Source organism: Winogradskyella sp. SYSU M77433, from assembly GCF_029911945.1.
GTDB lineage: Bacteria > Bacteroidota > Bacteroidia > Flavobacteriales > Flavobacteriaceae > Winogradskyella.
In genome coordinates, this window is record NZ_JARYTG010000004.1 from 154593 (window position 1) to 176139 (window position 21547).

The following is a 21547-nucleotide window of genomic DNA, read 5'->3' on the forward strand; positions in this document are numbered from 1 at the left end:
ATTATTTTTTTATGTCCTTGTAATACTTAAGGCGCATCAAAAGATATTTCAAATTTAGTTTTTCCGCTTTACTCAATCTATTGTTTACTCTATTAAAAAAACGCTGCACATAAGACCTATACAATTTGCTATCTATTTTATTGGCTTTGTAAGCCTCCTCTGCAAATCGCTGATGCTCTTTGTAGTAATTAATTAAATAATTTAACCCTTTGGAATTTAATGTAGATACGCTTTCCCCTTCTTTTCTAAAGTACGATTGTGTTAATGTATTTAAAGCTATTTTTTTTTTATGAAAGGCTTCAAAATAAAAGACTCTATCTCCTATTAATCTATAATTTGTATATCTAAAAGCATCCTTAATTAAGGATTTTTTAAAAATGATAGAACTTACATTTAAAATTGGGCAATACAGAAAGTAATCTAATGTTATTTTTAATTCATCTTTTTGCTTAAATATTGGGTGCTCTGTACGTCCTGTGATTGAATCTTTATTTACAACTTTGGTTTCAGCAACCACAACATCTAAGCTTCTTTGCTGTATGTGTTGAAGTTGAGATTCTAAAAAATTAAGATCGCAATAATCATCACTCTCCGCAATCCAGATGAATTGTCCTTTTGCCAAGCTCAATCCTCTTTGCCATTGTTTAAATGGGCTTCCGCTATTTATTTTATTTACTATAAAATGTGACGTTTTTGAATGATCTTTATACAAACTTAAGATAGACAGACTTGAGTCTGTTGAGCAATCATCTAAGAGAATAACTTCAAAATTTTGATAACTCTGGTTATAAATACTTTCTAAACGAGAGGCTAAATAATCTGCATGATTGTAATTAGGTAATATTATGGATACTAATTGGAGGTTCTGAATATTCATTTATAATAAAGCATTGAAGTCTAAAATTCTTATTAGAAAAGCTAGAACAGAGAACTTACCAATCATTTTCTGTATAAAAATTGTCCCATACTGTCTTCGTTCCTATCTTTACTCTTTCGATTTCTTCTTCTGTTAATCTATTTTTCCAAGTCTTTACATTTTCTTTTGAGTTCCTTTTTAAATCAGATTTTACTCCACTATTAGTTGTTTCAAAAATATAACTCTTTACGTTATCACTGAAAGTTAAATTAATTTTTGAAAAGATATTTTTAAACTCTTCATTTGGATTTATAGACAAGTCTTCATGTTTTACAAAACACCAATCATCTTTATATTTTTTTTGATAATATGATACCGTTCCATAGATTGTCTTCCATAGTAAAATACCTTGGTCTATAATATCTTTTTGATTTCTGGAAAAATCATTAATTTCATCTTCATAGTCTTTTAAGTAAGAATTCATTAACATTGGTTGATTTAAATAATTATTAAAATCAAATTCCCATTTCTTTACTTTCAAACTTGCCACAAATGCTGCAGGATGCCTCATAATTATTACAATATCTAAGTTGTAATTATTATATAGCCACTCTACAGACATAATTGCTATTGGATCTTTTATAATTGTTCTATCTGTTGCTCTTCTCTTTAAATCTAAAAAATGTCCATATATCCCTTTTACTGTTCTTACTTTAAAGAACCTCGTAAGACTTGAAATATGAAAAATTCTTAAAAAAGAATCTATATAATTCTTTACATCTTGTTGATCTTTTACATCACTGGTAATATATTGAAACCAGTATTTAAAAGGAGGTTTGTAGCGTTTAATTGCAATATTAAAAGGTTCTTGTACATATCTAACCTTTGGTGCTTTAGATATAACTTTTCCGGTCCAAGTTGATCCTGAGCGATGAGAGCCTGTAACCAAAATACTTTTTCTCATTCCTTCAAACTCTTTAATTTAATAAATTGATTAGATCCTCTTTTTATGAATAATTGCGAAAACACGCAGCCTACCAGATAAATTTTTTCATTCAAACTAATATATTCAAAGGGCATTAGCCGTTTTAAAACATCATTATAAAAGCCATTTTTCAACATAACCTTTAAGGTATTTAAGCAATGGTATCTATATTTTAAAACACCTTTAGTATGTTTGTGTTCTTTAAAGTAATTCAACACCATAAGATAAACCCTATAGGTGGAAGCCATTTTAGAAATGTCTTTACTTGTACTATAGGTCATTGAACCCTTATGAGATTTTACTGTATAAAGTATATCACTCACATGCTCTACACGTAAACTAGGTTGTGAGGTAAAAAACCTAAAGAAAAAATCGAGATCTTGGTTTTTGGTCAATGTTTCATCATAACTATAACCTACTAGCAACTCTCTCTTTATAAGAAAAGATAATGGACCAAAGGATACAATACCATCTACAAGATCGTTAAGTATGTTACCACTAAATTTTTGGTTGGCTAGTCTGGTTCGTTTTCCGTGTTTATTTAGATTTTCGAAAGCAGAAAACACAATATCTACAGAGTTATTAGTAATAAAGGGTTGTAGTTTTTTTTCAAGAAATTCAGGTTTCATAATATCATCGCTATCAAACCATTGTATATAATCTCCTTTACTTACTGTAAAACCATAATTTCGCGCACCATTACCTCCTGACAGGTGGTGTTTTGGTCTATTAAAATACCGAAACCTATTATCTTTATTAATAAACTCTTGTATTAAAATTTCTGTATCATCTGTACTTCCGTCATCGACTACAATGCATTCCCAATTTGTATACGTTTGCGCTAAGACAGAATCTAACGTATCGTTTATTAAATATGCGCGATTTAATGTTGGGATAATTATGGATACTAACGGAGTCATTCTTTTAAATCTTGAAAGTTGTTATCTAAAAAGTTAATAAAAGCTTTATTAAAAACATTAACACCTGTTTGGTTAAGATGATGACTGTCATAGAAATCTATGGTGTCGTTAAGATTTAAAACTTCATTGTAATTATAATAATCGCCATAAGAAGCCATTAAACTATTAAACCCTTTGATATTTGAGTATGAATTATATTTTAGAGATGTCACAGGGGCTTGTACCAATATATAATTTATGCTATTTTTATTTAATCTTCTTAATATAGTTTCAAAGCTTTTAATTTGATTTTCATTAAAAGTAATTAAAGTTTTATCTTGTACCTCTCCATTAAAGTATGCTGGTTTTAACTTGGCAACATATCCTCCTTTTTTATAAGCTTTATTCTTTACATATGCTGTATCGTTAAAAATACTATTTACCAGTGTATACAAATAGGTGTTATATAACTTTATGTTTTTTTGATTAAATACCATTTTTAATGAATGTCTATCGTTGTTATCACTCACAATTAAATCTAGTCCAGATTCTACACCATCTGAAGTAAAGACCATTGGATTAACTTCAAATACAACAAGCTTAGGATTTAATTTTTTTAAATACCTATCTATTAGAATTAATGTTTGAATAGGTGTTTGAGAACTAGAACCTAAATTAAAAACTTTATAGTTTGACGCACTAAAAATTCTTGTATCAAAACCTCTATAGGCATGTGAAGACCCTAAAAACAACAAATCAACGTTAGACGTTTGTTTTACTTCCTGTAATCTTAAATAATTATGACCTACTTTGTACACTAAGTTTGGCACATGTTTAGGTTTTAATACATTACCAAACAAAAACAATAATAATGTATATCCTATAATTAGAAAAACAGAAAAGATTAAAATCCTCTTAATTAAACTAATTATTTGAATACTCATTATAAAACAACTAAAATTGAAAATAAATAAATGGAGTCTCTTCTGTTTGCATATACATTCCTATTAAAAAAATGATTAATGTATAAAATGCCCAACGTATTGGTGTAAATTTATTTTTCAAGAGATTCTCTATTGCATATTTATCTTTTCTTCCAAACCACTCTACTACTACAAAAAAAGCAAGTAACACAACTATTGGATATATTAATTTTCTAATACTATAGACTGGTAAACTCAATAAATCTAAACTAAACATATCCTTTATAAAAATTAGTGCATGAGATATAGACTCTGCCCTAAAAAACACCCAAGCAATTGTTACAAGACTAAAGGTAGTTATAATATTAAAGAGCTCTTTTGGACTTGGTAATCTTTTATTTTCTGCAACAATACTTGTATTAACTCTGTTTCGCTTTGCTAAGAGCAGTGGTATAAAATACAGTGCATTTATTGCTCCCCAAATAATAAATGTCCAGTTAGCTCCATGCCAAAAACCACTGACCAAAAATATAACAAACACATTTCTAACCTTATGATATCTAGATCCTCCCAAGGGTATGTATAAATAATCTCTAAACCATGTAGAAAGCGAAATATGCCAACGTCTCCAAAACTCTGCAACATCTCTAGAAAAGTATGGAAAAGCAAAATTTTGCATTAAGTTAAAACCAAATAACCTTGAAGTTCCTATAGCTATATCAGAATATCCGGAAAAGTCTCCGTAAATTTGAAAAGCAAAAAAGACAGCACCCAAAGCTAAGGTACTCCCAGAATAACTTTCGGAATTATTAAAAATCATATCTGCGTACAAAGCGCAATTATCGGCTATTACCATTTTCTTAAATAATCCCCATAAAATTTGTCTCAACCCATCAACAGCATTGGTATACTCAAATTTTCGAGATTTATAAAATTGCGGCAATAAGTTTGTTGCGCGCTCTATGGGTCCTGCAACTAACTGAGGAAAAAAACTAACAAATGCCGCAAAAGAAACAAAATTAGGTGTTGGCTGTAACTTACTTCTATAAACATCAATGGTATAGCTGAGGGTCTGAAACGTGTAAAAACTAATTCCTACTGGCAAAACAATATTTAAACTACTACCATTAACATGGTATCCTAAAAAAGTAAACGCCTGATTAAAATTTTCAACAAAAAAGTTATAATATTTAAAGACACCTAATAATCCTAAATTTGTAAAAAGGCTGCATACTAAGAGAAGTTTTCTAACTTTTGGATCCCTATATTTTTGCATATTCTTTGCAATATAAAAGTCTACAACAGTGCTAAAGAAAATTAGAAACAAAAACCTATAATCCCACCATCCATAAAACACATAACTACTAATGGCTACAAACAGGTTTTGAGCCCTTAGATGAGAGTTTAATAACCAATAAATTAGAAATACTATTGGGATAAAAATTACAAAATCTATTGAATTGAATAGCATCTTTAGTGGATAAAATACTTTCTTATAAATTGCCCTCCTCTATTAAATTTAAAAAACAAATAAGCAAATATATTTAGCCTCATTCTTTTTACCAATCTTATATCAGTACTTTCTCTTGTGTATAGCTTTAGATATTTCCAATATAATTTTTCGTGTCTAAAAATTAATGATTTCCAAAGTGCTTTTTCAAAGTTTACATTTACAATATTCTTTGTTTCTACACCAAGATCTTTGGCGTATTTTACAGCACTAAACTTAGCAAAGAGCATTGAGGCTATAGTGTCTTTATCACCTTTTTCAAAACGTCCTGTTATAGAATCTTCATGAGATCGTATTTCGGACAACGGTTCTTTTATTACACAAAAGCTAAACTGTTTAGAGCCAAAAAGCCTTGTAAAAAATTCAAATTCTTGACTACGTACTAAAGTTTCATTAAAAGTATATCCCTCTACAACTTCTTTTCTAAAGAAACACATTGGTGTATTAATTGTGCCATCAGTGATGAGAAACTTTAATAAATTATCAAACTCTAAGTTGATTGTTTTTGTTTCATTATTTAGTATACTAAAATTGCATATCACTAAATCTTTCTTGTTTTCTTCAATAGCTCGTATACACAACTCTAATTTATTTGGTTTCATTATATCATCACTATCAAACCAATGAATATACTCGCCTCTACTAAGCTTTAACCCAAAATTTCTAGATCCATTACCACCTGACAAATGATTTTTGGGTCTGGTATAGTACTGAATCCGATTATCTTTAGAACTATAAGTTTCTAGCAAAGATTTTGTGTTATCAGACGAACCATCATCTACTACAATACACTCCCAATTACTGTATGTTTGTTTTATTATAGAATCTAGAGTTTCACCAATAATATGAGCCCTATTATAAGTTGGAATTATTATTGAAACCAATGCCTTCATCTATATAAAATAATTTTAAGTATAGCCATAAACTATGTTTGAAAAAATTTTATTCGCTATTTGTGTATAATATATGCGTTGCTGTTTGTTTCAAAATGATTGAACCTACTGTTCAAAGGGTATCCAGAAAATATATGATTTGAAATTGCAGCCTTATCTTCATGATATTTTATGCCATCATCTACAAGAAATGATAAATTCCATTTCTTTAATTTTCTAGCTAATCTTATTTTTATATCTCTATCAATAGTTTTATTTAAAACACCTAGCAAGCCTTTACGGCATTTGGGATAAAAGAAATGATAAACAACATAATGCATAGCTGTCATATTATTATTGTTATCATTATCTATTTTTAAAAGAATAGAAGATATCTGCCTTAAAAAATACAACATAGTAACTTGGCTACCACCAACTATTCCGGCATTATAAACTGCCATATTAAAAAAGTTATTTGGTAGTTTTGTTTCTAGACCTTTTTCAAATTTATCTACAAGCATCATATTCCATTTAGACTGATAAATTCTGTTCTCTTTCCCTCTACCAATGAATAGGGTAGAGTTGATTTTTGTAGTAAAAAAGTTAAATAAATCTGGTTTATTTATAACAACATCATTACCATCAGTTAGAAGAATTTGTTCTGCTTTATGCTTTAAAAAAAACATGTAGTATATTATAAAACGCTCATCATTAAGGCTATAATTTCCTAACTGGCATTTTACAAAAGAGATATGATCTGTCTTATACTTCTCAATAAAATCACTTGATAAATGGTCATAAAAAACTATTCCTTCTAGCTTTAGTTTTAGCATACTGTTATACCATGGAGCTATATAACTTATGTCATTAGAATCTATTTTTAATTCTCGCTGTGGATCTTTTTTAGAACTAAAATAAGTGGTGCAAACAACAGATTTAAAGTTTTTAGGTAACGACTCTACAGATCTATTAGTTTTAAAAATATCTACACCATTAACAACAGAAAGTTTCCCAGAATCAATAGACAGTATCTTTTTTAATGATTGTAGATTTCCCTTTACATGATGGCTCTTACTAATAGGAATATCAATTTTTAGTCCATTACTCATCATCGATTGATGCTTTCTTTGCCCAAACATTTAATTGCATATCTTGATTAAGAGATACTTTTGGTTCTACAAAGTGATTTGTCTTATTATATTCACCTTCAATAAAATATCTAAAATTATTCTTTTCAAATAAATCTAAAAATTTAGATAGATATTGATTTTCGTTTATAAATGAATGATACTCTAAAAAAACATGGTTTAATTTATGTAAATTAGTTTTTACATCATCATAGATTAATTTCTCTGCACCTTCAATATCAATTTTAAGAAAATCAACTTCATCTTTAAGATATTCACTGAGGGTTGTGGTCTCTACATCATAATTATTTGCCAAGTCTTTTTCTAAAATTAAAGAACCTGAAATAACCTCATTAGTAGTAAATTTTTGTGTTCCATTTGTATTTGACAATGCTTTATCTATACATATGACATCTTTCAAATTATTTGCTTCTACATTTTTAACCAGTGATTTATAAGCCTCTCTTGAGGGCTCAAAAGCTATAATCTTTGCTTTTGGATATCTTTTTTTCCAATACAATACTGCCATTCCTATGTTAGCACCTGCATCTATTATAAAAGGTTCTTCTGTTTTTGAATTAAAATTATACACATGTCGATTAAAAATTTGAGTAAAAGCTCTTTCAATACATGCTCTATTGTGTGAATATATCTTTAGTCCTTCAAAATCTTTATAATAAAAATCGCCGCTTAACTTAAAATCATCTTTTGGCTGATTTTTCACTAATCTTTTTATAATTTTCTTTAACAGCCCCATTACTTATTCCTATTTCTAATCAATTTAGCTGGTACTCCTCCAACAATTAGTCCTCTTTGAATTTTCTTATTAACAACCGAACCTGCCGCTACTATAACATTTTCCTCAATATATACTCCATCCAAAACCTTAACTCCTGCACCAATCCAAACATTATTTTCTATTGTTATTCCTTTTTTAGTTAAGCCTTGTTTTCTAATAGGAATATCTAGTTCATCATAATTATGATTTGCCGGAACAAATACACTCTGAGTTGCAATTCGAACATCATCCCCAATGGTTAGATTTCCGTGTCCATATAACACACAAAATGGATTAATACTAGTTTGACTTCCAATTTTAATATTTCCACCATAAGTCGCAATTATAACATTTTCAAAAATGTGACAATTATCTCCAATCTCAATAGTACCGCCTTTGGAATTATTTAATATAACCGATGGATCAATTGAGGTATTGTTACCAATGATAATTCTATTGGGGTCACCTTTTACCTTATATTCAGTAGCTCTAAACTTAGCTATTAATTTTAAGAGTCGTTTCAACATCTAAATAAATTTTTCCAAAGTGACTGTTTAATAATACTCCATTTCCATAGATATCACTTGCTATAACATTAAAAGAAATTGCAGAATCTATAAAATCTAGCCTACCACCTTTTTTGAAAGACACAGAAATATCAATTATATAATCCCCTTCAATTAAATTAGGCTTTCTTATTTTAAACAGAAAAACTTCTTCATCTAGACCTTTATTCTGCTCAACAACCACACTTTTCATTGCTGTACTAAAGGCAGTAAGTTTTTGCTCGTAAGTGTCTTTAATAAAAAAACCTAAATGTAATCCAGTTGTATTTTTAATACCTGAACTTGTTATTTCTAATGTAAAATCCTCACCCATAACAAATTGATTAGACACTTCATTATTTTTGTTCAGCATTCTAACTTTCTTGATAAACTTAGAATCAAAATCGCTAGATGTTATTTTTTTTCCTTTCAAGTAAATCTGAATACAATCTTTTGTACCTCCTTCAAATTTTACTTTTCCGTTTTCAAGCAAAATAGCTCTTGTACATAAATTCTCAACAGCAGCCATATTATGACTAACAAACAACACCGTTCTGCCATCTCCTTTAGAAATATCTTGCATTTTACCAATGGCCTTTTTCTGAAACTCTGCATCACCAACTGCTAAGACCTCATCTACCACTAAAATATCAGGTTCTAAAAATGCTGCTACTGCAAAGGCTAAACGCACACGCATACCGGAACTGTATCTTTTCACTGGAGTATCTATATAACGTTGACATCCTGAAAATTCTATAATCTCTTGTTCTTTAGCTTTTATTTCGGTTTTGGTCATTCCCAAAATGGCACCATTGAGATAAATATTTTCTTTTCCTGTAAGCTCTGGATGAAAGCCTGTACCTACTTCTAACAAAGAAGCGATACGACCTTTGGTTTTTATCTGACCTGTAGTTGGACTAGTAACTCTAGACAATATTTTAAGTAAAGTAGATTTACCTGCACCGTTTTTCCCTATGATACCAAGAACCTCCCCTCGTTTAACTTCAAAATTAATATCCTTAATTGCCCAAACGTAATCACTCTCAGCGGCTTTACTTCTGTCGTTGGTGTCACCAATTTTTAGATAAGGATCTTCTTTTCCCCTAAGTTTATAAAACCAACGTTTTAGATCATGACTAAGTGTTCCTGTACCTACGAGACCTAACCTGTATTGCTTACTTATATGTTCTACTTTTAGGATTACTTCAGACATTTTCTACACGGTATCAATAAAGGATTTTTCGGTACGATTAAAAATAACTAATCCAATTAAAAATATAAACAAGCTTATACCTAATGTATATAAAAATCTAACTAGGTTAAATTCACCAATATCAAGTAGCATATATCTAAATCCTTCCATAATTTGAGTTAAAGGATTATACTCTACAATATTCGCTACCAATGGCGGAAATTTTGATTTAGCTTCAGACATTGGGTATGGCACGGCAGACACATACATGAGTAGTTGTACTGCAAAAGTTAATAACACCGTTAAGTCTCGATATTTAGTGGTAAGGGATGAAAAAATCATACCTAAACCAAGACCTAACATTGCCATAATAACCACATAAACTGGAAATAATACAATATTAGAGTTTATACTTAATTTGTAACCTGTTGCATAATAGTATATAAAAAATCCTACAAAAATCAGCAACTGAATACCAAACTTTAAAAGATTGGAAATCGTAATAGACATTGGTAATATTACTCTTGGAAAATAAACCTTACCAAAGATATTCTGGTTTTTTGTAAAGGTGCTCGACGTATTATTAAGACAGTCTCTAAAATAATTCCAAGCGGTAATACCTGCTAGGTTGAATAAAAAAGGTGGTACACTCCCTGTTTTTATTTGACCTAAATTATTAAATATTAAAGTGAAAATTACAGAAGTAAATAAAGGCTGAATGAGATACCAAAGCGGTCCTAAAATAGTTTGCTTGTAAAGCGTTACAATATCGCGTTTTACAAACAGAAACAATAAATCTCTATAACGCCAAATTTCTTTAAAATTGAAGTCGATGAGTTTTCTCTTTGCAGAGATGGTATAAAGCCATTCATCTTCCTTATTAGTTAACAATTTAGCGTGTTTTAATTAGTCTTGCTAATATACTATTTATTCAGAATTTTTATAATAAAGACGGGAGTATTTGCTGTACTAATTAAAGTAATCCCAAGTAATTTTTAAACCTTCTCTAACCGTATATTGAGGTTTGTAACCTAATAGCTTTTCTGCTTTAGAAATATCTGCCAATGAGTCTCTTACATCTCCTTGCCTTGTTGGCCCATAGACTGCATTCAACTCAGAACCCGCTGCAATTTTAAGTGAATCCCAAAGGTAATTTACTGAAATACGTTCGCCACACGCAACATTAAACACTTCATTTGCTGCTTCTTTTGGCGCAAAGAATCCTCTAATGTTAGCTTGTACTGCATTATCTACAAAAGTAAAATCTCTAGTTTGCTCTCCATCACCATTTATTTTAGATGGCTTATTGTCTTTCAACGCTTGCATAAATAGTGGAATTACCGCAGCATAAGCGCCATTTGGGCTTTGCTTTGGTCCAAAAACATTAAAATAGCGTAATCCTATAACATCTGTACCATAAGTTTTTCCAAAAACATCTGCATACAATTCGTTCACATACTTTGTTACCGCATAAGGCGATAAAGGTTTCCCTATAGTATCTTCTACCTTTGGTAAGGATTTACTATCTCCATACGTTGAACTTGATGCAGCATACATCATACGCTTTACAGTCTTACTTTCCTTTAAAGCAATTAGCATATTTAAAAATCCTGAAATATTTACCTCATTTGAAGTTGCAGGATCATTAATAGAACGAGGCACAGAACCCAATGCTGCCTGATGCGTCACATAATCTATACCATCCATTGCTTCTTTGCAGGTTTCCAAATCTCTAATATCTCCTTCCAATAATTCAAAAGAAGGATTATCCATAAACTCAGTTAAATTTTCGCGATAACCATTAGAAAAATTATCTAGTACTCTAACTTTTTTGGCACCATACTTTAATAAATACTCTAAAATATTAGAGCCTATAAAGCCAGCACCACCTGTTACTAAAAAACTTAATTGCGTTAAATCTTGATTATGATATTGATTGGAGTACATGATAAGGTTGTGTTTAAGATTTATAGACGAGCATCTACTGAATTGATTGGTAATAACGATTTAACATCAAATACTACACAGTTATCAGATTTAATATTATCAATAGATAATTCTAAAAATTCATTATGAGACACTGCTAAAATAATAGCATCATAATTAGATTGTAAATCATCCATAGAGGATTTTAAATCTAAACTGTATTCATGTTTCACTTCTTCAGATGAAGCCCAAGGATCGTAAACATCAACATTAACATGATAGGATTGTAGTTCTTCTATAATATCAATAACTCTAGAGTTTCTAATATCTGGACAGTTTTCTTTAAAAGTGATACCTAAAACTAATGCGTTAGACCCCTTAATGGTAGCTCCTTTTTTAATCATCATTTTGACAGTTTCAGTTGCTACATAGCTTCCCATACTGTCATTCATTTTCCTACCCGCTAAAATAATTTCAGGATTATATCCTGTTTCGATAGCTTTCTGTGCTAAATAATAAGGATCAACACCTATGCAGTGTCCACCTACTAATCCAGGCGAAAACTTCAAGAAGTTCCATTTTGTACCAGCGGCTTCTAAAACTGCTTTGGTATCTATATCTAAAAGCCTGAAGATTTTTGACAACTCATTAACAAAAGCAATATTAATATCACGCTGAGAGTTTTCAATAACCTTGGCCGCTTCAGCAACTTTTATTGAAGGAGCTAGATGCGTTCCTGCAGTGATTACCTTTTTATAAAGTTGATCTACTCTTTCAGCAATCTCAGGGGTTGAACCAGAGGTTACTTTTAATATCTTAGTTACCGTATGCTTTTTGTCTCCAGGATTAATTCGTTCTGGAGAATATCCTGCATAAAAATCTTTATTAAACTTAAGACCTGATACTTTTTCTAAAACCGGAATACATATATCTTCTGTTGCTCCAGGATATACTGTAGATTCGTAAACAACAATATCATCATTCTTTAAAACCTTACCTACGGTTTCACTTGCTTTTATAAGTGGTGTAAATACAGGACGCTTTAACTCGTCTGTAGGTGTTGGTACAGTAATGATATAATAATTAGCTACTGCTAAGGCTTCTAAATCATCTGTTATAAATAAACCTTGATTGGCACTTAGATCTGAAGTTAAAACAGATTTGAGATTATCGTTATCAACTTCTAATGTTTTATCTACACCAGAATTTAACTCACTGATTCTTTGTTTATTAATATCAAAACCAACAACAAAAAATTGTTTTGCAAATTCTACAGCCAATGGTAAACCAACATAACCTAAGCCTATGATTGCAATTTTATCTTCAGAATGTGTCATCTGTTAAAAATAGATTTTAGAATGAGTTTCAAATCTAAATAAAAACTATAATTCATTACGTAGTTTTTATTGATTTTCACTTTATCTACCCAAATAATCGTTCTGTTGTAATGTTCTGGATCTTTTTGTCGTTCTAATACACGTTCTTCATCTTTATATTTTAAAGTTGCTTCACCTGTAATACCTGGTTTTACTATCAAGACAGTTCTATCTTCACCTTCTAACTTATCTGCAAAACCCTGTAAATCTGGGCGTGGCCCAACAAAGCTCATATCTCCAATTAAAACATTAAACAATTGAGGTAATTCATCTAATTTGGTTTTTCTTAGATATTTTCCAAAAGTTGTGGCGCTTTTTTCTAGATGCCCCAATTGATGAATCCCTTCCTTAAGTGTTCTAATTTTATAAATTTTGAAAAGTTTGCCATGTTGTCCAACACGTAATTGAGAAAAGATACCATACATTCCTGTATCTATAGTAGAAATGAGAACTAAAATAATAATAGGCACAAGCAGAAATGGCAAAAGCAATAAGACCAAAACTAAGTCAAATATCCGCTTTTGTCTTAACTGTGTTTTTGTAATCAAAATAAGGAAGTATTAAAACCTTCTAAAGAAGATTTTGATTTTCTCTAATATAGAAACGTTATCCTTTTCATGATAAGCATTTCCATACACACCATAACCGTAACCATAGCCGTAACCATAGCCGTAACCATAGTTGTGATTATTTTTATGTTTATAAAAATTCAATACAAAACTCACGTTTTTGAGTTCTCCTGTTTTGTACTTTGTATTAACCAATTGCAGCATACCTTTTTTAGTGTAATCTAATCTCACCATAAACAATGTTGCATCTGCATACTGAACCAACTCCAAAGCATCTGTTACTAAGCCTAATGGAGGTGTATCTAATATGATAATGTCATAATTAGACTTAAGCTCATTTATTAACTCTTTTAGTTTATCTCCCATCAATAGTTCGGATGGGTTGGGTGGTATTGGTCCCGAAGTGATTAAATCTAAATTTTCCACATGAGTATTTACCGTAATCTCTTCAATACTACTTTCTTCAATTAGGTAATTGACAACACCTTTTTCGTTAGTGATATTAAAATCATCAAAAATCTTAGGTTTTCTCAAATCTAGCCCTAAAAGAATTGTCTTCTTTCCAGATAAAGCATAAACAGTTGCGACATTAATTGAAGTAAACGTTTTTCCCTCACCACTTACTGAAGATGTAATCATCAAAGTCTTAGCTTTATCTTCATCTTGATTTTTATTTTTAAAGATAAATTGTAAGCTAGAACGTATAGCTCTGAATGACTCTGCAACTGCAGATTTTGGCTTTTCATAAGCCACTAAGTTGTTTTTATACCTGTATTTACCTATCAATCCTAAAATTGGAATACTAGACATTTTTTCTACTTCATCAGAACCGTGAATAGTATTATCTAGAAGATAAACCACAAAAATCAGAAACATTGGAGAGAAAAAGCCAATCATCAAAGCCATCATATAATTCAATGACTTATTAGGTCCGATTGGAGCGTTACCTATATCTTTTGCCTCATCAATAACAGTGATATCAGATACATTAGCAGCCTTAACAATTGCAGCTTCTCCTCTTTTGGCTTGATAAATATCGTATGCCTCACGACTTAAATCAAGTTTGCGCTGAATTTTAAGGTATTCTTGCTGATCTTCAGGAAGATCTATAAGTTTAGCTTCAAGATTAGCTATTTTTCTATTAATCGTATTTAGCTGAATGCCTATAGTATTTTTGGTAACATCTATTGCTTCCAACAAGACATCCTTTTCTGTATCTATTTGACGATCCAAATCTTCAAATAAAATAGAACCTTCCTTAGTTGAATATTCTAAATTACGTCTTTGAGCAGATAATGCAATTATCCTACTTACCCCAGACAATATATTTGCTTCTTCAATCCCAACAGAAGTTGGAGCAGCTATTTTAGTATAATCCGTTTTATTTTTTAAATAGCTTTCTAAACTATTTAAATAATTCAGTTTTGATTCCTCAACTAGTTTTTCTTGGTCATATCCTTTTAATTGCTCAGATATTTGCGTTATTTCCTCCTCTACATTAAAGACTTTATTTAGTTTTCTAAAGTCATTCATTTCGTCCGTAACACTTTTCAAATTATCATTTACGGTTCCTAAGCTACTATCAATAAACTTAATGGTATTTGTAGCGTAAAGGTTTTTTCTTTCTAATTCTGTTCTACTGAGAATTGCTGAAGTTGTATTTAGAAAATCAACGATTTTTAACTTATTTTTTCCAATAAGTGATAGTTTTAAAACTGAAGAAGATTCTCTAGAATATGGCCCTATTTGGATAGCATTTCTATATTGCTCTACTACCCTGTCGAAATCTAAAAATTTAACAAAGAAAGCCTCTTCTTTATTTATTGAAGCATTGGCCTCAATATTAATTTTACCATTAAAAAAAGGAGTATTTACAGTTTCCCCTGAAGCATATATCTTAGAGAACACACCTGGTGTTAATACAATATTTACGGTTTCTTTTGACTCATAAATTTGACCTAATGCCCTTACATTTTCAAATTCATAATAAAGTTCGTACTTATTACTATCTAAAATTCTTATGCCTAAAGCCTTGCCTAATATTTGAGGTTTAGTCTTATCTAACTGAACATTGAAAGGTGTATTTTTATAAACATCTATCAAATGGTACTTACCTTGCTTGAGATATTGCTTATAGTATTCAAGGGAGTCTATCACAAACTCATTATGAGTTCTTGTTTTTATTTCTGTTAATATACTCCCTACTTTTCCAGAAACTCCACCCCAATTGAAGGATATACTAGTATTTGCTGTAAAGAATGGATTTTGATCATTATCTACAGTTATTAAAGAATCTAGTCTATAGATATTTTCTTGTCTTACATTTATAAAGTATGCTATAAGTAAAGCTAAACCAACAGAAAAGAGGACTAATTTCCAAAGACTCAACGCTTTAAACAAATAACCCTTAAAGTCGAAATTTATACGTTGAGAATCTTGTATATCTAAATCTTCAAAATCCCTATTCCCCATATTAAAGTCTTGTAAAAATTAGAATCGCAGATGTCATCAAAGAAGCTATAGTAGCAAGTGTAGCTAAACTTGAAACTGCAGTTTCCCCTGTTCCCAGAGATTTCTGCTTCAAGGGTTTAACATAGATAATATCATTAGGTTGAATATAATAATAAGGTGACTTCATCACATCTATATTAGTAAGATCTAAATGATGAATTTTTTGTCCTTGTGGATATTGTCTTATAATCAAAACATCCTTTTTATTTCCAGTTATAGGAATCTCACCTGCATTCGCAATAGCCTCAAAAATATTTACACGATCCTTAAAAATAACAACTGTTCCAGGTCTTCCTATTTCTCCATTGGCTGTGAATCTTAAGCCTGCCAACTTCACAGTGACAAAAATGCTAGCTGTACTTTTAAATTGCTCATCTAAAAGTTTTTTCTCAATCATTTTTTCAATCTCTTCAGTAGTAAAGCCCAAAACATTAATATATCCCAAAGTAGGCACTCTAATATTACCATGATTATCTACAGTAAAACCATCAAAATAAGCACGCTCTTCACCACTTGCATTTAAATTACCTTCCCCTATTGGATTTAAAATCTCAACCGTTTCCTGATCTAACGCTTTTACCCTTACATTGAGTATGTCATTCACCTGAACCCTATACGGTTTCTGAACTTCACTAAGATTATTTTGGATAGTATCATTTGTTGCATTTTCCTTATTTTGAAGGTAGATTGTATCTTTGTGAGGAATACAAGAACTAATAACAATACAACTCAAAAGAATAATTAAAAGCTTTAGACGCTTCATGCTTATAATAGATGTTTACAGACAAATATAATGTATCAACATCAATAACAAAACTATTGATATTCTTTTTGGTTTATTTACGTTCTTTGCAAAAAATACAGTTTGAATTATCTTAACGTAGAAAACATATCAAAATCTTACGGAGAGCTTGTACTCTTTAAAGATTTGTCATTCAGCATTCATAAAGACCAAAAGATTGCGTTCGTTGCCAAAAACGGAAGTGGTAAGACTTCTATTCTCAATATTTTATCTGGAAAGGATACTCCTGATGATGGTCAAATTGTGATTAGAAAAGGGCTTCGACTTGCTTTTTTAGATCAAGAACCAGATTTAGATCCTAAACTCACTATTGAAGAAACCATTTTTGCTTCAGATATACCCATTCTAAAAACGATTGAAGCTTACGAAAAAGCTCTAAAAAATCCTGAAGACACAGAAGCTTATCAAAAAGCTTTTGAAGCTATGGACCGCAACAATGCTTGGGAGTTTGAAACACAATACCAACAAGCATTATCACAATTAAAGCTAGATGATTTATCTAAGAAAGTCTCTACACTCTCTGGTGGACAAAAAAAACGTTTAGCGCTTGCTCAAGCGTTACTAAGCAAACCTGACATATTAATATTAGATGAGCCTACCAACCATCTCGATCTTGAAATGATTGAATGGCTAGAGGACTATTTTGCAAAAAATCAGCAAACCCTTTTTATGGTCACTCACGACCGTTATTTTCTTGAGCGTGTTTGTAATGAAATCATTGAATTAGATCATGGTGAATTATACACCTATAAAGGCAATTATTCCTATTATTTAGAAAAGAAAGAAGCTAGAATAGAGAGCGAAACTTCTGAAGTCGGTAAAGCCAAACAACTTTATAAAAAAGAACTCGACTGGATGCGTCGCCAACCAAAAGCGCGTACCACTAAATCTAAAAGTAGAATTGATGATTTTTTTGAAATAAAGAAAAAAGCCCATCAACGCAGAAAAGATCACCAAGTTCAATTAGAAATCAATATGGAACGTCTTGGCAGCAAAATTATAGAGTTTCATAATGTTTTTAAATCCTTCAAAGAAAAAACCATTTTAGACGGCTTTGATTATACTTTTAAAAAAGGAGAACGTATTGGTATTATTGGCAAAAACGGTACAGGAAAATCTACATTTTTAAATCTTCTTACCGGCAGTTTAAACGCTGATGGTGGTAAAATAGTTATTGGTGAAACCGTAAAAATCGGGTATTATACTCAAGGTGGTATTACCGTAAAACCAGAACAAAAGGTTATCGATGTTATCCGTCAGTTTGGAGACTACATTCCTCTGGCAAAAGGTCGCCAAATAAGTGCTCAGCAGTTACTAGAACGATTTTTGTTCGATCGTAAAAAGCAATACGACTTCGTTGAAAAACTAAGCGGCGGCGAACAAAAGCGCCTATATTTATGTACGGTTTTAATTCAGAATCCGAACGTCTTAATTCTCGATGAGCCAACAAATGATTTGGATATTGTGACTTTAAATGTCCTCGAAGATTTTCTAATGGATTTCCCTGGAGTGCTTTTAGTGGTATCCCACGACCGCTATTTTATGGATAAGATTGTAGATCATCTATTTGTATTCAGAGGTGAAGGTGTTATTGAAGATTTCCCTGGGAATTACTCAGATTTTAGAGCTTACGACAGCAGTCAACCAAAACAAGTTGAAACCGTAGAGAAGACAGTAAATACCGAAGCTATTAAACAAAATGAAGCCAACAAACTTTCATATAACGAACAAAAGGAATACAAAAATCTAGAATCTAAAATTCGTTCGTTAGAATTAGATAAAGTGGCTTTAGAAGCTAAATTCAACAATCCTGATTTATCTCAAGATGATATCAATAAACTCTCACAAGAACTTCAAGCGATATTAGATACTATTGAAGAAAAAGAATTGCGTTGGTTTGAACTTTCTAAAAAGTTAGAAGGGTAAATGTACCAACTCATTTCCTACATAAAGTTTCTATTTACCGCTACCAACCAACATGGTGTACATTCACCTTTTGTATATGAATTTGTTACCAAATGTCTATACGATAAAAAGAAATATGAAGCCTATTCAAAATTAAAGTACTACAGAAACATTCTAAAAACCTCAAAAGTTGAATTAGACATCACAGATTTAGGGGAAGGCTCAAAAGTTTTAGATTCCAAAAAGCGAAAAGTCAGTGCTATGGTAAAAACCTCAAGTAGCTCAAAAAAGGAAGCCGAGTTACTTTTTAGAATTTCAAAATACTTCAATTTCAAAAATGTTTTAGAACTAGGCACATCTTTAGGCGTGGGAACTTATGCTTTTGCACTTGGCAATGAAAACTCTAAAATCATAACAGTTGAAGGTTGCAAAAACACTTCATCTTATACCGAATCACAATTGAATAAATTAAAGGTTAAGAATGTAAGTTTTAAGTCAGAATCTTTTTCATCTGAAATTAAAAACTTAGATCAAGATAATTTTGATTGCATTTATTTTGACGGTCATCACAACAAAAAAGCCACCATCAAATATTTTGAATCACTTTTACCTAAAGCACATAACGATTCGGTTTTTATTTTTGATGACATCTATTGGTCTAAAGGCATGAGCGAGGCATGGGAATACATAAAAAATCACAATTCTGTTAGTGTAACTGTAGATTGCTTTCACTTAGGTTTTGTGTTTTTTAGACGAGAACAAGTTGAAGAACATTTTAAAATTAGACTGTAACAACTCCATAACTTTAACGTCTAACTCACAAACAGATTTTTAAATTCTTTATCTTGCAAAGGATTTAAATCATCTTTTCCATGTCAGGTTGAGCGCAGTCGAAACCTCTTTTAAATTGCAAATTAGTATGAGTGACAATGTCATCGAAATAAGAAATATCATAAGAGATTTTAAATTAGGACAAGAAACCGTTCATGTTTTAAAAGGTATAGATTTAGACATTAAACGTGGTGAATATGTAGCCATCATGGGTCCATCAGGCTCAGGAAAATCTACACTTATGAATCTATTGGGTTGTTTAGACACACCTACTGCCGGAAGTTATATTCTAAACGGTAAAGATGTAAGCCAAATGACCGATGATGAACTAGCTGATATCCGAAATACGGAAATAGGTTTTGTTTTTCAAACGTTCAATTTGTTACCAAGAACCACGGCTTTAGATAATGTGGCATTACCAATGGTATATGCTGGAAAATCTAAAAAAGAACGTGAAGAACGTGCAGCAGAAGTTTTGACTGATGTTGGTTTAGCAGATCGTATGGATCATAAACCTAACCAGCTTTCTGGTGGACAACGTCAGCGTGTTGCTGTTGGTAGAGCTTTGGTTAACAAACCGTCTATAATTTTAGCGGATGAGCCAACTGGAAATTTAGATTCTAAAACTGGAACTGAGATTATGGCTTTATTTGATCAAATTCATGCATCTGGTAATACTGTAATTATGGTAACACACGAAGAAGAAATTGCAGAACATGCCAAACGTGTTATCCGTTTACGTGATGGGCTAATTGAAAGTGATACTTATAATTAGTTGTTAGTAAAACAAACTATCATATAAATTCATAAAGGCCATAACCCATAAATTTCTTGACAACTCAACGAATAAACAGTTAACCTCATACACAATTCAATATATAAACAATTCAACCAACTTTTCACTTTACAACTTTTAACTTGTAACTTTGTTTCTATGAAAGTATACACAAAAACAGGTGACAAAGGTACCACTGCTCTATTTGGTGGGACAAGAGTACCTAAGCATCATATCAGAATAGAAAGTTACGGTACTATTGACGAACTTAACTCTCACATTGGCTTAATTAGAGATCAAGAGATTAATCCATTATACAAAAACACGTTAATGGAAATTCAAGATCGCTTATTTACTATCGGAGCTATTTTAGCAACCGACCCAGAAAAAGCAACCTTAAAAAATGGTGAACAACGCCTAAAGATTCCAAAAATATCTTCAGAAGATATTGAACTCCTAGAAAAACAAATGGACGCCATGGAAACCGAATTACCTCCAATGACACACTTCGTTTTACCTGGTGGTCATCAAACTGTGTCATTCTGTCACATAGCACGTACGGTTTGCCGTAGAGCTGAGCGTTTAGCATCGCATCTCAATGACCTAGAGCCTTTCCAACCTGAAACATTAATGTATATCAATAGACTATCTGACTATCTTTTTGTATTGGCACGGAAGTTGTCACATGACTTGCAAGCTGAAGAAATAAAATGGATTCCTAGAAAGGATTCTTAAAACTTTTAGCTTACTGATTAAGAATATTTCAATTTTTAGACCTAAAAACTGAAAACATTGTACGTTCTTTTTATTAATGAATAATTAATTTAATTTTTTCTTGAATAATTCAACTAAAAAATTATTTTTGCAAAAATTTAAAACCACAACGCAAATGTATTGGACATTAGAATTAGCATCTTATTTAAGTGATGCACCTTGGCCAGCAACAAAAGACGAGCTTATAGACTATGCAATTAGAACTGGAGCACCTTTAGAAGTTGTAGAAAATTTACAATCAATAGAAGACGAAGGAGATTCGTATGATTCTATTGAAGAGATTTGGCCAGACTATCCAACTGACGAAGATTACCTCTGGAACGAGGACGAATATTAACATATAAAAATAGTATAAAAAAGTCTCTTGCGTTATCTTAACTAAGAGACTTTT

General features: G+C 31.1%; 21 protein-coding genes. 5 read left to right on the forward strand and 16 right to left on the reverse strand.

Annotated elements, in window-relative coordinates:
• Window position 1 precedes the first annotated feature (1 nt).
• The 16 genes from QGM60_RS09490 to QGM60_RS09565 all read right to left on the reverse strand — a co-directional run bounded on the left by QGM60_RS09490 (window position 2) and on the right by QGM60_RS09565 (window position 16832).
• Window positions 2–877, reverse strand: a complete 876-nt coding sequence (locus QGM60_RS09490) for a glycosyltransferase family 2 protein (protein WP_281140010.1) — start codon at window positions 875–877, stop codon at window positions 2–4.
• 55 nt (window positions 878–932) lie between these two features.
• A complete protein-coding gene (locus tag QGM60_RS09495) occupies window positions 933–1820 on the reverse strand; it encodes a sulfotransferase (RefSeq protein ID WP_281140011.1) in 888 nt (295 codons plus the stop codon).
• Window positions 1817–2761 carry a glycosyltransferase family 2 protein gene (locus QGM60_RS09500; RefSeq protein WP_281140012.1) on the reverse strand — a complete coding sequence of 315 codons (945 nt, stop codon included), beginning with the start codon at window positions 2759–2761 and terminating at the stop codon, window positions 1817–1819. The genes QGM60_RS09495 and QGM60_RS09500 overlap by 4 nt, the downstream gene beginning before the upstream one ends.
• A complete protein-coding gene (locus tag QGM60_RS09505) occupies window positions 2758–3684 on the reverse strand; it encodes a hypothetical protein (RefSeq protein WP_281140013.1) in 927 nt (308 codons plus the stop codon). The genes QGM60_RS09500 and QGM60_RS09505 overlap by 4 nt, the downstream gene beginning before the upstream one ends.
• A 10-nt stretch (window positions 3685–3694) precedes the next feature.
• Window positions 3695–5134 carry an MBOAT family O-acyltransferase gene (locus QGM60_RS09510; protein WP_281140014.1) on the reverse strand — a complete coding sequence of 480 codons (1440 nt, stop codon included), beginning with the start codon at window positions 5132–5134 and terminating at the stop codon, window positions 3695–3697.
• Window positions 5135–5136: 2 nt separating this feature from the next.
• Window positions 5137–6066, reverse strand: a complete 930-nt coding sequence (locus QGM60_RS09515) for a glycosyltransferase family 2 protein (RefSeq protein WP_281140015.1) — start codon at window positions 6064–6066, stop codon at window positions 5137–5139.
• Window positions 6067–6122: 56 nt separating this feature from the next.
• Window positions 6123–7184 carry a hypothetical protein gene (locus QGM60_RS09520; RefSeq protein WP_281140016.1) on the reverse strand — a complete coding sequence of 354 codons (1062 nt, stop codon included), beginning with the start codon at window positions 7182–7184 and terminating at the stop codon, window positions 6123–6125.
• Complete coding sequence (locus QGM60_RS09525) at window positions 7147–7896, reverse strand: FkbM family methyltransferase (RefSeq protein ID WP_281140017.1); 750 nt, start codon at window positions 7894–7896, stop codon at window positions 7147–7149. The genes QGM60_RS09520 and QGM60_RS09525 overlap by 38 nt, the downstream gene beginning before the upstream one ends.
• 32 nt (window positions 7897–7928) lie before the next feature.
• Window positions 7929–8477: a DapH/DapD/GlmU-related protein gene (locus QGM60_RS09530; protein ID WP_281140018.1), complete on the reverse strand. Its 549-nt coding sequence runs from the start codon at window positions 8475–8477 to the stop codon at window positions 7929–7931.
• Window positions 8446–9708: an ABC transporter ATP-binding protein gene (locus QGM60_RS09535; protein WP_281140019.1), complete on the reverse strand. Its 1263-nt coding sequence runs from the start codon at window positions 9706–9708 to the stop codon at window positions 8446–8448. The genes QGM60_RS09530 and QGM60_RS09535 overlap by 32 nt, the downstream gene beginning before the upstream one ends.
• Before the next feature lie 3 nt (window positions 9709–9711).
• Window positions 9712–10578, reverse strand: a complete 867-nt coding sequence (locus tag QGM60_RS09540) for an ABC transporter permease (protein WP_281140020.1) — start codon at window positions 10576–10578, stop codon at window positions 9712–9714.
• A 78-nt stretch (window positions 10579–10656) separates the two neighbouring features.
• Window positions 10657–11634, reverse strand: coding sequence for an SDR family oxidoreductase (locus QGM60_RS09545; RefSeq protein WP_281140021.1), 978 nt, complete (start codon window positions 11632–11634; stop codon window positions 10657–10659).
• 20 nt (window positions 11635–11654) lie between these two features.
• Window positions 11655–12950, reverse strand: coding sequence for a nucleotide sugar dehydrogenase (locus QGM60_RS09550; protein WP_281140022.1), 1296 nt, complete (start codon window positions 12948–12950; stop codon window positions 11655–11657).
• A complete protein-coding gene (locus QGM60_RS09555; RefSeq protein WP_281140023.1) occupies window positions 12947–13537 on the reverse strand; it encodes a sugar transferase in 591 nt (196 codons plus the stop codon). Before QGM60_RS09555 ends, QGM60_RS09550 begins: the two co-directional genes overlap by 4 nt.
• Before the next feature lie 12 nt (window positions 13538–13549).
• The gene (locus QGM60_RS09560) at window positions 13550–16030 is read right to left on the reverse strand and encodes a tyrosine-protein kinase family protein (protein WP_281140024.1); all 2481 of its coding nucleotides are present in this window, start codon (window positions 16028–16030) and stop codon (window positions 13550–13552) included.
• A gap of 1 nt (window position 16031) precedes the next feature.
• Window positions 16032–16832, reverse strand: a complete 801-nt coding sequence (locus tag QGM60_RS09565; protein WP_281140025.1) for a polysaccharide biosynthesis/export family protein — start codon at window positions 16830–16832, stop codon at window positions 16032–16034.
• Between the two features lie 102 nt (window positions 16833–16934).
• On the opposite strand from QGM60_RS09565, the gene QGM60_RS09570 reads away from it, so the two are divergent.
• From QGM60_RS09570 to QGM60_RS09590, 5 genes are all read left to right on the forward strand, one after another.
• Window positions 16935–18797 carry an ABC-F family ATP-binding cassette domain-containing protein gene (locus QGM60_RS09570; RefSeq protein WP_281140026.1) on the forward strand — a complete coding sequence of 621 codons (1863 nt, stop codon included), beginning with the start codon at window positions 16935–16937 and terminating at the stop codon, window positions 18795–18797.
• A complete protein-coding gene (locus QGM60_RS09575; protein WP_281140027.1) occupies window positions 18798–19568 on the forward strand; it encodes a class I SAM-dependent methyltransferase in 771 nt (256 codons plus the stop codon).
• Between the two features lie 127 nt (window positions 19569–19695).
• Window positions 19696–20382 (forward strand): ABC transporter ATP-binding protein, encoded by a 687-nt coding sequence (locus QGM60_RS09580; RefSeq protein ID WP_281140028.1) that lies wholly within the window; start codon window positions 19696–19698, stop codon window positions 20380–20382.
• Between the two features lie 159 nt (window positions 20383–20541).
• Entirely contained in the window at window positions 20542–21117 is a 576-nt protein-coding gene (locus tag QGM60_RS09585; RefSeq protein WP_281140029.1) for a cob(I)yrinic acid a,c-diamide adenosyltransferase, read from the forward strand.
• Window positions 21118–21271: 154 nt separating this feature from the next.
• Window positions 21272–21493 carry a DUF2795 domain-containing protein gene (locus QGM60_RS09590; protein ID WP_006989959.1) on the forward strand — a complete coding sequence of 74 codons (222 nt, stop codon included), beginning with the start codon at window positions 21272–21274 and terminating at the stop codon, window positions 21491–21493.
• The last annotated feature ends 54 nt before the right edge of the window (window positions 21494–21547 follow it).